This window comes from Pleomorphomonas oryzae DSM 16300 (genome assembly GCF_000422965.1).
Lineage (GTDB): Bacteria > Pseudomonadota > Alphaproteobacteria > Rhizobiales > Pleomorphomonadaceae > Pleomorphomonas > Pleomorphomonas oryzae.
Map to the genome: position 1 here is coordinate 12580 of NZ_AUHB01000009.1, position 13445 is coordinate 26024.

Here is a 13445-nt window from a genome sequence, read left to right on the forward strand (position 1 = left end):
TTCCTCAATAGGGGTCGATGGCGTCGCGCAGGCCGTCGCCAAGCGCATTGAAAGCGAAGACGGTCACGAAGACGAAGGCCACGGGCGTCAGAATCCAGGGATAGGAACCGATGGCCGAGTAGTTGGAGGTATCCTGCAACATCAATCCCCAGGAGATCAGCGGCGGTTTCACGGCGAAGCCGAGGAAGCCAAGGAAGCTCTCGAGCAGCACCACCTGAGGGATCGCCAGCGTCACGGCGACGATGACGTGGCTCATGACGTTGGGGAAAATGTGCTGGAAAATGATGCGCCGGTCGCGAGCGCCGATGGCGATCGCCGCCCGCACGTACTCGATGCGGGCGAGCGCCAGCGTCTTGCCGCGCACCTCGCGGGAGAGCTGCGCCCAGCCAAGCGCCGACATCACGAAGATGACGAAGGCGAGGAACACCGAGGTTGGCGCCGTCACTGGGATCAGTGAGGTGAGCGCGAGGTAGAGCGGCAATTGTGGAAAGGCCAGCACCAGCTCGACGAACCGCTGCACCCAGATATCGAAGCGGCCGCCGAAATAGCCGGAGACCATGCCGACCGTGGTGCCGACCACGGTGATGATCGACACGACGGTCAGGGCGATCATCAACGAGATGCGCGATCCATAGAAGGCACGCGACAACACGTCGCGGCCGAACTTGTCGGTGCCGAGAAAATGCACGGGCTTGCCATCGGTCGCACCGAACAGGTGCCGTTCGGCCGGGATCAGCCAGAGGAGCCGGTAGGGAGCGCCCTTGACGAAGAAGCCCAGATAACGCGGGTTATCATAGTCTGGTCCGATCAGCGGCTGGTAGGTGATGGGGTCGAGCTCGGTGCCCTCCACCATGGGATAGACGCGCGGCGTGAGCGTCCAGCCGCCATCCTTGTCGGTAAAGGACATCAGCTCGGGGCTGGAATAGCCGACATCGGTGAACTTCGGATCGACCGGCGACAAGAAGTCGGCAAACAATGCGATGAACACCAGAAGGATGACCATCACCAGACCGGCCATGCCGGTCCAGGAACGCTTGAGGCGCCGCCAAACGAGGGCGGTGTAGCTTTCGCTGCCGTGTTTCTCGACGATCTCGGCCGGACCGTTCAAAGTGGATTCGCCAGGAACAAGCATCAGTTGGCTCCTCCACCGAGACGGATACGCGGATCAAGCAGGGCGAGCAGAATGTCGGCGATGATATTGCCGATGATCAGCGTCGCGGAAAGCACAAGCATGAAGGTGGCTGTGACGTAGACATCGCCGACCACCATCGACCCGACGATAGCCGGGCCGACAGTCGGAAGCGCGAAAATGATCGCCGTTTCGATCTCACCAGTCAGCATGTAGGGAAGCACCACGCCCTGGTACATGACGAGCGGATGCAGAGCGTTGGGTACGGCGTGGCGGAGGATCACCGCGCCTTCGGAAAGCCCTTTGGCCCGTGCCGTCTCGACATATTGCGCATTGAGCGTATCGAGCAGATTACCGCGCATGACGCGCATGTTGTAAGCGAGGCCGCCGAAGGTGGCGATGGCGACCACCGGCCAGACATGCTGCACCAAATTCACGAATTTGCCCCACGACCAAGGCGCTCCGCCATATCTCGGCGAGAAGAAGCTATTGATTTCATTGACGTTAAAGTGAAAAACCATGATGTAGACGATCACCAGCGCCATCAGGAAGCGCGGGACCGTCATCCCCAGGAAGGAGATGAACGACAGCAGGCTGTCGATCCACGAATATTGCTTGGTCGCCGCGATAATGCCGAAGGATATGCCGATGACCGACGCCAGGATGTGGCAAGTCAGCGCCAGAAGCAGCGTGCGCGGCAACCGTTCTGCAACAACGTCGGCCACTGGACGATTGTAGAAAAAGCTGCGGCCGAAATCGCCTTTGGTGACCATGCCGACCACCCAGTTGACGTACTGAACCGGGATGGGCTTATCGAGACCGTGCTCATGGGCATAGGCCTTGGCCTGCGCGTCGGCCGCTTCGAAGCTGGCGCCACCCTGGTTGATCAGCTGCGAGCGAATGAAGTCGCTGTAATCACCCGGCGGAGCCTGAATGATCGCAAAGGTGACGACGCTTAGAATGAAGAGCACCGGGATCGCCGAGGCGATACGGATGAGCAAGAAGCGGAACATGGATCTGAGACTTCCTGACTCTTGTCATGGATGTGAAGGACCCGCGTCTTACGAAACGGGCTGGCTTGGATCGCCGTCACCGACGGCTTGAGATCGTAGGCTCCCTCGGACTCCCGGACAATTCTGCGGAGGTCTCGGAAGAGAAGTCCCGGCGGCGGGGGGCACCGCCGGGACAATTGGCCATTCGAGTGGGAAGATTACTCGACGGGACCCTGATCGCCCGGCTTGCCGGGCAGTGAGTCCTTGGCCAGCTCGTAGTCACCCTGCTTGTCGGCGGGGACGTAGAGGCGCTCACGCAGAACCGAGTCTTCAGCCCAGTTGAACATGAAGATCGGGGTTCCCGGAGGAACGTTGTCGAAGCGCTTGTTGATGATCAGAGCCCCGGGGTATTCGGTCAGACCGACGCTGTTGACGTTGGTCGTCGCGATCTTGTTGTACTCTTTCATCAGGCTGGCGCGCTCGGCGACGTCCTGGGTTGCGATGAACTTGTTGATGGTGTCGACGAGCTGCTGCTCGAAGGGCATCAGATCGAGCTGTCCGCTCTCCGGGGCGCGATGGAACCAGGAGGTTTTCGGACCGACCGGTGCCAACTGCTCGGTATTCTGTACGACGGCCGTCAGTTCCGGACCATGCCGGTTGATCGTCCAGTCGAACTTGCCGCCATAATTGGCGTTGTCACGCTGCTTGCCGTCGAGGGCATTCAGAACGACGCGCAGACCGAGCTTTTCCATCTGGCCAATCACGCCTTCGGCAAGGCTCTTGTCGGTGGAATAGTCGGCGCTGACGAGCAGCGTGATCTCGACGTCCTTACCCTTCATCGGGCCGTCGGTGTAGTTCACCACACCATTGCCGTCGGTGTCCTTCAGACCGGCCGCTTCGAGCTCCTTCTTGGCCCCATCGAGATCGAAGGGATAGTAGAAGGTGCTATTGCGGTCATAGAAGCTCGAACCGGAGGAGATGCCGCCGGGGTAGATGGACGTGAACGGCCCTTTCACTAGCGCCTGACCGAGCTTCTGTCGGTCAAGACCCATGGTGACCGCTTTGCGGAAGTGCTCATTGCGGTTGAGCTCGCGCACCGCCTGGCCACGCGCATCGGGGCCACCCCAGCCATTGGCCGAGAAGTTCATGTAGAGGTTATAGCCGATGAGGCGTGGGCCAAACTCGAGGCGAGCCGGAGCGGTCGGCTGAGCGGCGCGCTTCAGCGACTCGACGAAGTTTTCCGGCTGCTCAAGGTTGGAGATGTCGCCCGAACCGGCTACCGCCTGAACGTCACGATCCGCCCAAGTCGACAGCTTGAAGTGGACTTCGTCGAGATAAGGCAACTGGTTGCCGTTCTCGTCGACCTTCCAGTAATAAGGATTGCGGCGCAGGACGATGATGTCATCAGGACGATAGAGCACCGGCGACCAGGCACCCATCACCGGCCAATTCATGTAGCTCGGCGGGAAGAAGTTCTTGTATTGATCGTAGGTGTTCTTGGAATACTTCGGATGCTGCGGCTTCAGCATATGAGCAGGGCCAGGGCAGAACGTGCCGTAGGCCATGTTATAGAGATACTGCTTCGGGAAGGCTTCCTTGAAGGTCCACTCGACCGTGTAGTCGTCGATCGCCTTCAGGGTCGTTCCTTCACCGAAGGTCGCCGCGGTGGCACCGTTGGTCGGCGAAACATTCGGGTCGAGGACGTTGTCCTCCCAATAGAACATCACGTCTTCGGAGGTGAACGGCACGCCGTCCGACCACTTGGCACCTTCGATCAGGTGCATGGTCAGCTTGTGACCGTCCTTGGACCATTCCCAGCTCTTGGCGAGGTTGGGGAGCGGCTCCATATCCTCGGCCTTGATCTGGAACAGCTGCGCGGTGCGCGTCAGGCATTCATACATGCCGATATCGATGCCGCCCCAGCCCTGAACCTGACCGGCCTGATAGTTCCAGCCTTCCGGACGACCGCCGATGACGTGACGGAGCACGTCGCCGTAAACGCCCATGCCGTTCGGCATGTTGCTGGTCTTGAAGACGAGGGGCTCCTTGGGCAGGCGGTCCTTGACCGGCGGCAGGCGCCCCTTGTCGACGAAATTCTTGGTGATGTATTCGGGCTCATGGTAGGCGGAAAGCGCCTTGTATTCCCAGAGATCGCCGCGCCCGACATAGTTGACCTTGCCTTGGCCCTGGAACACCGGAGCCTCCGGCACGACGGTCAGCTCAGACGCGAAAGCGGCGGTCGCAAAGAGCGACGCGCCGAGCATCAAAGCCGACGTCAGTTTCATCTGATAAATCATTCCGTCATGTCCTCCCTCATGAAGCCGACCACCGGCCTTGCCGGTGGATAGCCAATGCGATGGTCAGCGTCGGAACGCATCCCCCCGCGCTCTCTTCCCAAGTCGACCGGCTTCCTCATGATCCGATCGGCTTTCCCCTTGCGGCGGCGAACCGGCCTGCCGCGTCCGGCGCGGATGACCCGCGCCGGAAAACCTGAGACGGCGCGGTCTCGTCAGACCTTCGTACGCGCCTTTTCCTCACGAATTTCCTCGATGCCACGTGCCTCGCGGCGGGCCGCTCCCTGCCAGTCGCGCGTCTTGACCGTCGATTTGGCGACCCTCTGCTTGGCAGCGTCGATGGCGTAGGCATATTGCGGCAGCCAGCGCGCCTGGGCGACCAGCATTTCGTCCACCATCGCCCACACCTCTTCGGGCGTGCAGATGGCACCGACCAGCGGATCGTGCAGGACGGCGAGCTTCAAGAGGTCGACGTCGCCAGTGACCGCCGCATGCACCGACATACGCTGGACATTGATCGACGCCATGCAGGTAGCCGCGCAGGCTTCCGGCAGCGTAATGCCGGCGACCATGTTGATGCCGAAGCGATCGACGAAACCGGGCGACTCGATGATGCAGTCATCAGGTAGGTTGGTGATGACGCCGCGGTTCTTCTGGTTGAAATGGCCGCGATAGACTCGGCCCGTCTCCAATGCCTCGATGATATGACTGGCATGTTCGCTCGACCGGCGCTTGGGATCGATCTTTTCCTCGGCTTCCTTCAGGAACTCCGGGAACTCGGTCTCGAACCAGTTGCGCTGCTCGGTGGTGAAACGCAGGTAGCCGCCCGTCTCGCCATGGATCCAGTCGGACATGTCGATCCAGTTCATGATCTCGCCCGGCCGCTTGCGGTACCAGGGGAGATATTCCGACAGATGGCCGTTGCTCTCGGTGGAGTAGACGCCGAAGCGCTTCAGCACGTCGATGCGAACCTTTTCCTGCTTGGAATAGACCGGATGCGCCTCGAAGGCCGCGACGATTTCATCCTTTGTCACCTTGCGGCCGCGGATGCGAACGTCAACGTACCAAGTCTGATGGTTGATGCCCGAACAGACGTAATCGATCTCGTCGTGACCGACTCCAAAGATGTCGGCCAGTTGCTCGCCGCCGTGCTGCACGCCGTGACAAAGGCCGATGGTGTCGACCTTGCCGTACTCGATAGCCGCCCAGGTGTTCATGGCCATGGGATTGGCGTAGTTGAGGAACTTGGCACCGGGCTCGGCAACCTCGCGGATATCCTTGCAGAAATCGAGGATCACGGGAATATTGCGCTGGCCGTAGAGAATGCCACCGGCGCAGATGGTGTCGCCGACGCACTGATCGACGCCGTATTTGAGCGGAATGCGAATGTCATCCTGGTAGGCGTCGAGCCCACCGACGCGGACGCAGGAAATCACATAGCGTGCCCCTTCAAGCGCCTTGCGGCGATCGGTGGTGGCGGTAATCTTGGCAGGCAGCTTGTTGACTTCGACGATCTTTCTCAGGATCGTCGCGATCATCGTCAGATTGTGTTCCGAGATATCGGTCAGCGCGAACTCGACGTCGGCAAACTCTGGTACACAGAGGATGTCGGTGAAAAGCTTCTTTGTGAAGCCGACGCTGCCTGCGCCGATAATCGCAACTTTGAAGGCTGCCATGCTGTCCTCGTTCAATCGCCTAAACCGACCGGATGAAGGATACGTCCAGACAATACAAAAGTATTACGCAGCCGACATTGTCGTCCTGCGTCCAAAATCTTGTGCTGGGAAAGTCCCTGGCTCCGTCCGTTCCGTTCTTCTTGTTGGCTGCATTAAGACGTAATATGGCTGCCAAGGCCAGACGAGGATTGTGCTTCGATGGGTAATTCTGTGCTCGATAAACTCCGGCAAAATGGTCCAGGAATGACGACCATGTCGTTGCCTCGTGGACGGAATCTGCTCCACACGATGCCGACCAGTACCGGCTATGATATTCAAACATCAAAGGAATATTCCTGGGACGGGCGGAAACGCGGGCAAACGCCGTTCACCGTTCTTCAGCACACAATTTCCGGACATGGAAATTTGCGCTACGAGGACAAGCATTATCGTATTGGCGAGGGCGAGGCGATGCTGGTCCTCGTTCCCCACAACCATCGGTATTGGCTTGAGGACGGCGGACGCTGGGAATTTTTCTGGATTTCCATGAACGGCGAAGAGGCGCTGAGACTGCACCGTTCGGTGATGGCGGTGACCGGACCGGTGCTCCACCTCAAACCCCGGACGGTGGAGACGCTGGCCGATTGTTCCCTCAGAATGATGGAAGGCGAAGGCGAAACGCCGGGTGCTGCTTCGGCCCTGGCCTATCGTGCCGCCATGGCCCTTTACGACGATGTATTCGCCGGCACCTATACCGACGCGACCCAGGCGAGCCCCATGGCACCAGTGATCCGGCACATTCTCAACAACCTGCAGAGCGACCTGTCGGTCGATGAGCTGGCCGGTGTCGCCGGTTTGAGCCGCGCCCATTTCAGCCGCGTCTTCACTGCCACCGAAGGGCGGCCGCCGTCGGAATATGTGCTGGCCGAACGGATGCGCCGCGCCGCCAAGCTGCTCGCCGTCAACACGGAGATCTCGGTCAAGGAGGTGGCGACCCTGACCGGATTCTCCGATCCCAACTATTTCTCGAAGGTATTCCGCCGGTTCTTCGGCGCCAGCCCCACCGAGTTTCGGACCACCGGCATGTACGCGACGCAGACCATCGGTACGGATCACTGAACCGCTTGGTCCAGGCTTGCCCTACCCTGCCTTAACCACCGTTCGCGGCGATCCAGGCGCCCAGCGCATCGCGCTCCTGACGCGTGATGCCGGTCTCGTTGCCGAGCGGCATCACCTCCGAATCGACCGCCTGCATCTTGATGAGCGGCGCGTAGCGGCGGATGTGCTCGATATCAGTGAAGACGAGGCCTTTGGGTGGCTCGGTGAACCCTTCATGCGTCGGCTTGGCGGAATGGCACATCACGCAATGAGTCGCGGTTAGGCGAAGCACGTCGGCATCGGTGGCCGTGGACGCGTCAGTGGATGTCTCAGCGCGCGGTAGCGGCGCCGTCGCGACAATCGCCAAAGCGAGGGCGACCGCGCCCCCCGGCAACGCCCACCAGTATTTCCGGAAAGGGTCGCCCGCTTCGTGGCGGTTGAGGATGTGGCGCACCATGGCACCAACAACCAGAATCAGCGCCACCAGAAGCCAGCCATGCGGGTGGCCGGTGAGCAGCGGATAGTGGTTGGACACCATCATCAGCAGCACCGGCAGCGTCAGGTAGTTGTTGTGGATGGACCGCTGCCGGCCCTGCAATCCCAAGGCAGGATCGGGCTTTTCGCCGGCCATCAGCGCGGCGGCGATCTTCTTCTGGTTCGGAATGATCACTCGGAAAACGTTGGCGGCCATGATGGTGCCGACCAGCGCGCCGACATGGATGAAGGCGCCCCGCCCCGAAAAGACGTTGCTGAACACTGCAGCGAAACCAACGATCATCAGGAAGACGCAGACAACGACAAGGCCCGGATGGTCGTCGGTCGTGTGCTTCATCAGCCCGTCATAGGCAAGCCAGCCGAGGAGAAGCGATAGCATCGAGATGGCGATCGCCTGCCAGGGGGCGAGGTTGGAGACCGAGGGATCGATGAGATAGGCGCGGGCATTGAAGTAATAGACCGTCGTCAGCAGCAGGAAGCCGGAAACGAAGGTGAGATAGGCCTCCCAACGATACCAGACGAGATCCTCCGGCAACTCTTCCGGCGCCACCGCATATTTTTCGACATTGTAGAAGCCGCCGCCGTGCACGAGCCACGCGGTGCCATAGACGCCGGGATTCATCTTCGCCCGCTTACGGAGACTGAGATCAAGGGCAATGAAGAAGAAACTGGTGCCGATCCAGCCGATGCCGACCACGAGATGGAACCAACGGATCAGAATGTGCAGCCACTCGATGGCAAAGCTCAGCATGTGCAGTCAGATACCTTGAGGCGGACTTCGCCCGGCCCAACAAAAAGGCATGGCGCATCCCTACGCATTTAGCCGTAGTCTAGACCTACGAACCCAACCAAGGCAAGCCAGCTGGCAGACCGAAATGCCAATATTTCCGGCGGGTTGAAGAGGTCCTGAAACACGACGGGGCCGCCCTCAGGCGACCCCGCACAAGCTTTGCTTTTCGATGACGACGCTTACTGCGGCAGCTTGTCGTCAACGCCCTTGACGTACCAGTTCATGCCCAGGAGATCGGCATCCGGAGCGACGACGCCGGCCGCATAGCGCTCCTTGCCGCTCTGGTCGGCGATCGGACCGGTGAAGGGGTTCCAGCCGCCGGCGATCTTGGCCTGCGTGGCCTCGGCGAGCTTCTTGGTCTCGTCGGACATGTTGGCATAGTCGGCCATGTGGACGGTGCCGTCCTTGATGCCTTCCCACACGTCGTTGGCCTTCCAGGTGCCGTCGAGCACCGCCTTGACCGACTTGATGTAGTGCGGACCCCAGTTGTCGACGATCGCCGTCATCTGCGCCTTCGGCGCGAACTTGATCATGTCGGACGACTGGCCGAAGCCCTTGAGGCCGCGCTCCTCGGCGACCTGCATGGCGGCTGTCGAGTCGGTATGCTGGACGATGATGTCGGCACCCTGATCGAACAGCGCCTTGGCGGCGTCGGCTTCCTTGCCGGGATCGAACCACGAGTTCACCCAGACGATCTTGACCTTGAAGTCGGGGTTGATCGACTGCGCACCGAGCATGAAGGCGTTGATGCCCATCACCACTTCGGGGATCGGGAAGGAAACGATGTAGCCAGCGAGCGCCTTCTTCGATTCCTTGGCCGCGATCTGGCCGAGGATGTAGCGGCCCTCATAGAAACGAGCATTGTAGAGGCCCATGTTGGGGGCGCTCTTGTAGCCGGTGGCGTGCTCGAACTTCACATTCGGGAACTTCTTGGCCACCTTCAGCTCGGCGTCCATGAAGCCGAACGACGTGCCGAAGACAATGCCGCAGCCTTCCCGGGCGAAGCGCTCGAACACGCGCTCGGCGTCCGGACCCTCGGCGACGTTTTCGACATAGGCGGTCTCAACCTTGTCGCCCAGTTCCTTCTCGACGGCGAGGCGGCCCTGGTCGTGCTGGTAGGAATAGCCGAAGTCGCCGATCGGGCCGGTGTAGACCCAGCAGGCCTTCAGCTTGTCGGCGGCCGAAGCGCCGGAGACGGCGCCGACGGCGAGCGCCAGGGCCGTACCGGCAAGAAGCGCGAGTTTCTTCATGTTCATTCTCCCCTGGTGTGGGTTTGCCCCACGGTCTGTCACGGTCTTGAATGAGGCGCCGGCCGACCGTACTGCCGGCGCTGGTTGCTCGACATCCCGGCTCAGCGGTCGGGTACGAAGGGCTTGCCCAGGCTGCTGGGCGTATTGAACAGCGTTGCTCGCCGATTGCCGGAAATGGCAACCAGCACGATAACGGTGGCAAGATAGGGCAACATCGCCAGGAACTGCGACGGAAAGCCGATACCGAGCGCCTGAGCATGGAATTGCAGCACGGTGACCGCGCCGAACAGATAGGCGCCGATCGCTGCCCGCCACGGCATCCACGAGGCAAACACCACCAAAGCCAGCGCGATCCAGCCGCGGCCGGCCGTCATGTTTTCCACCCAGAGCGGCGTATAGGCAACCGACAGATAAGCGCCACCAAGCCCCGCCATGGCACCGCCGAACATTACCGCGAGATAGCGGACGCCGATCACCGAATAGCCGAGCGCATGGGCCGACGCGTGATTGTCACCGACGGCGCGCAGGATCAGGCCGGCGCGCGTCCGATTGAGGAACCAGGACACGCCGAACACGGCCGCAAAGGACAGGTAGACAAGGATATCCTGGCCGAACAGCACCTTGCCGACAAAAGGCAGCGTGGTGAGGCCGGGGATGTCGAGGCTGGCGAGCTTGATGCCGGGCTGGCCGACGAAGCTTTCGCCCATCAAACCCGAAAGTCCCAGACCAAACAGGGTGAGCGCCAGGCCGGACGCGACCTGATTGGCAACCAGCGTCAGCGTTACGAAAGCGAAGAGCAGCGAAACGATGACGCCGGCGACAGCGCCGCCGACAATGCCGAGAAGCGGACTGCCCGTGGAAACGGTGACGGCGAAGCCGGCAACGGCGCCCATCACCATCATGCCCTCGACGCCGAGGTTCAGCACGCCGGACTTCTCCACCACCAGCTCGCCGACGGCAGCCAGCAGCAGCGGCGTCGCTGCCGTGATGATGGTGAGGATGATGGCCTCAAGCATGGGCGCCCTCCCCCTCGCGGCCGGTTACCAGACGCACCTTGTAGAGGATCAGCGTGTCGGCGGCGAGTACGAAGAACAGCAGCACGCCCTGGATGACGGTGGCAAGTTTCGAGGACATCTGCAACGAGGTCTGGATGGCCTCGCCCCCCAGATACGAGGAAGCGATGACGAGGCCGGCGATCAGGATACCGACCGGGTTGAGGCGACCGAGGAAGGCGACGATGATCGCCGTGAAGCCGTAGCCCGGTGAAATCACCGGCTGCAGCTTTCCGATTTCGCTCATCACCACCATCATGCCGGCCAGCCCGGCCAGGGCGCCCGACAGCGCGAAAGCAAAGTAGGTCATGCGGCGGTTGGAAAAACCGGCAAACGAGCCGGCACGCGGGCTCTGACCGAGAACACGGATTTCAAAACCCTTCAGCGTCGAGCGCATCACCACCGCCAGCACGGCGACGAGGACGAGGGCGATCGGCGCCGAGAGATTGAGGTAGATGCCACCGACATCGACGGCGTTCAGCACGGCCCATTCGTGGAAGTCGATGGTGATGGGGAAATTGTAGCCCTGGGGGCTGCGCCAAGGACCGCGCACCATCCAGTCGAGAAACAGATTGGAACAGTAGACCAGCATCAGGCTGGTCAGGATCTCGTTGGTGCCGAAAGTAGTCTTCAGCTTGGCTGGGATCAGGGCAAACAACGCGCCGCCAACCATGGCCAGTATCAGCATCAGCGGCAACACGAGTGGGTTGACGAAGTCGGGAAACAGGATCGGAGGAATCGAGCCGACGATGGCGCCGATCGTGAGCTGTCCCTCGGCGCCGATATTCCAGTTGTTGGAGAGGTAGCAGACCGACAGGCCGAGCGCGATGATGATCAGCGGCGTCGCCTTGGTGATCAGTTGCTCAACGCCCCAGAGCGAGGTGATCGGCTCCAGGAAGAAGTACCAGATGCCGGCAAGGGGGCTGTGCCCTTGGGCCGCGAAGACGATGCCGGCGAACACCACCGTCAACGCGACGGCGACGACGGGCGAAAGCACGCTCATCAGCCGGCTTTTCTCCGACCTCTTGACCAGTTCGAGGCGCATCACGCCGCCGCTCCCTTTTTCTCGGCGCCTCCGGCCATCAGCAGGCCAACCTTTTCCGGCGTCAGCGTATCGGCGTCTTCTGCCTTTGACAGATGGCCACGCGAGATGACCGCGATGCGGTCGGCGATCTCGAAAATCTCGTCGAGATCCTGAGAGATGACCACAATGGCAGCGCCCTTGCGCGACAGATCGATCAGCGATTGGCGGATCACCGCCGCCGCCCCGGCATCGACGCCCCAGGTGGGCTGGGCAACGATCAAGATCTTCGGCGTACGCTCAACCTCACGGCCGACGACAAATTTCTGCAGATTGCCACCCGACAGCGATCGCGCTTCAGGATCGATGACGCCCTTTCGCACGTCGAACAGGCTGGTCACCTTCTCGACGATGCGGCCGGCTTTGCCAAAACGGGTGAAGCCGCGCCGGGCGATCCCTTCGCCAGTGCCATGGCGGGTGAGCACGACGTTTTCGGACAGCTTCAGCGCCGGCACCGCGCCATGCCCGAGCCGTTCTTCCGGCACGAAGGCGGCACCAAGCAGGCGACGTTCGTTGATGTCCATCGTGCCGGCGGCCTCGCCGGCGAAGATGACCATGTCTTCCTTCTCGGCCGGCTCCTCGCCCGACAAGGCGTCGAACAGCTCCTTCTGGCCATTGCCCGCAATGCCGGCGATAGCGACGATCTCACCAGCGCGAACGGACAGGTTGATGTCCTTCAGAGAGACACCGAACGCGTCCTGCGCAACTTGCGTCAGGCCCTTCAGCAGAATGGCTTCCGGCCCGAGCTTGCCCTTTTCGCGGATGACGCGGGTGATCTCGTTGCCAACCATCAGCTGGGCCAGCGTGTTGACGGTCTCAGTGGCTGGATCGGTCTCGGCCACCACCTTGGCGCGGCGCATGATGGTGGCGTGGTGGCAGAGCGTCCGCACTTCCTCGAGGCGATGCGAAATATAGAGGATGGCGCAGCCTTCTTCGGCGAGACGCCGCAGCGTTACGAACAACTGGTCGGCTTCCTGCGGCGTCAGCACCGAGGTCGGCTCGTCCATGATGATCAGTTCGGGATTCTGAAGGAGGCAACGAACGATCTCGACGCGTTGCCGCTCGCCCACCGACAGGTCGGCGATATGGGCGTTCGGGTCGAGCGGCAGGCCGTAGTTGGCAGAAACGCGGGCAATGGTATCGGAGAGTTCTCGCGTCGCCTTGCAGTCGGGCAGCGCCAAAGCGATGTTTTCAGCGACCGTCATCGCCTCGAACAACGAAAAATGCTGGAACACCATGCCGACACCGAGCGCACGCGCCTCGGCGGGCGAAGCGACAGTGACCGGCTTGCCCTTCCAGAGAATCTCGCCGGCATTCGGCTGCAGAGACCCGTAGATGATCTTGACCAGCGTCGACTTGCCGGCACCGTTTTCGCCCAGCAAGGCGTGGATTTCTCCCGGCATGACTTTCAGGGAAACGTCATCATTGGCGGCGAAGCCGCCGAAACGCTTGATAACATGACGGACTTCGAGAAGCGGCGTGTCGCCTCCCACCCGGCGGAGCCTTTCTCCGGTGCTATCCCCAGTCCCCTCGCCCATCAGAGCTGTTGTCCTCGTCTCACCGCGCTTTGTCTATTTTCTGTGCAGCATACAAGCACGATTTCGCCCAC

Annotated in this window: 10 protein-coding genes; 1 reads left to right on the forward strand and 9 read right to left on the reverse strand. The window is 61.2% G+C overall.

Annotation, left to right across the window (positions count from 1 at the left end; translation table 11 throughout):
* Positions 1–4: 4 nt before the first annotated feature.
* The 4 genes from G522_RS0115185 to melA all read right to left on the reverse strand — a co-directional run bounded on the left by G522_RS0115185 (position 5) and on the right by melA (position 6091).
* Positions 5–1132 carry an ABC transporter permease gene (locus G522_RS0115185; protein ID WP_026791780.1) on the reverse strand — a complete coding sequence of 376 codons (1128 nt, stop codon included), beginning with the start codon at positions 1130–1132 and terminating at the stop codon, positions 5–7.
* Positions 1132–2142, reverse strand: coding sequence for an ABC transporter permease (locus G522_RS0115190; protein WP_026791781.1), 1011 nt, complete (start codon positions 2140–2142; stop codon positions 1132–1134). The genes G522_RS0115185 and G522_RS0115190 overlap by 1 nt, the downstream gene beginning before the upstream one ends.
* A 197-nt stretch (positions 2143–2339) precedes the next feature.
* Positions 2340–4418: an ABC transporter substrate-binding protein gene (locus G522_RS0115195; RefSeq protein WP_026791782.1), complete on the reverse strand. Its 2079-nt coding sequence runs from the start codon at positions 4416–4418 to the stop codon at positions 2340–2342.
* Between the two features lie 212 nt (positions 4419–4630).
* Positions 4631–6091 (reverse strand): alpha-glucosidase/alpha-galactosidase, encoded by a 1461-nt coding sequence (melA, locus tag G522_RS0115205; protein ID WP_026791783.1) that lies wholly within the window; start codon positions 6089–6091, stop codon positions 4631–4633.
* 198 nt (positions 6092–6289) lie between these two features.
* Between melA and G522_RS0115210 the strand changes: the two genes are divergently transcribed.
* Positions 6290–7189, forward strand: coding sequence for an AraC family transcriptional regulator (locus G522_RS0115210; RefSeq protein WP_026791784.1), 900 nt, complete (start codon positions 6290–6292; stop codon positions 7187–7189).
* Positions 7190–7220: 31 nt separating this feature from the next.
* On the opposite strand, the gene G522_RS0115215 is transcribed toward G522_RS0115210, so the two are convergent.
* The 5 genes from G522_RS0115215 to G522_RS0115235 form a co-directional block, all read right to left on the reverse strand.
* Positions 7221–8414, reverse strand: a complete 1194-nt coding sequence (locus G522_RS0115215; RefSeq protein WP_026791785.1) for a urate hydroxylase PuuD — start codon at positions 8412–8414, stop codon at positions 7221–7223.
* A 218-nt stretch (positions 8415–8632) separates the two neighbouring features.
* Positions 8633–9703 carry a BMP family ABC transporter substrate-binding protein gene (locus G522_RS0115220; protein ID WP_026791786.1) on the reverse strand — a complete coding sequence of 357 codons (1071 nt, stop codon included), beginning with the start codon at positions 9701–9703 and terminating at the stop codon, positions 8633–8635.
* A 101-nt stretch (positions 9704–9804) separates the two neighbouring features.
* The gene (locus tag G522_RS0115225; RefSeq protein WP_026791787.1) at positions 9805–10719 is read right to left on the reverse strand and encodes an ABC transporter permease; all 915 of its coding nucleotides are present in this window, start codon (positions 10717–10719) and stop codon (positions 9805–9807) included.
* Positions 10712–11800 (reverse strand): ABC transporter permease, encoded by a 1089-nt coding sequence (locus G522_RS0115230; RefSeq protein WP_026791788.1) that lies wholly within the window; start codon positions 11798–11800, stop codon positions 10712–10714. Before G522_RS0115230 ends, G522_RS0115225 begins: the two co-directional genes overlap by 8 nt.
* On the reverse strand, positions 11800–13374 hold the full coding sequence (locus G522_RS0115235) for an ABC transporter ATP-binding protein (protein WP_084633208.1): 1575 nt from the start codon (positions 13372–13374) through the stop codon (positions 11800–11802). The genes G522_RS0115230 and G522_RS0115235 overlap by 1 nt, the downstream gene beginning before the upstream one ends.
* Positions 13375–13445: the final 71 nt, after the last annotated feature.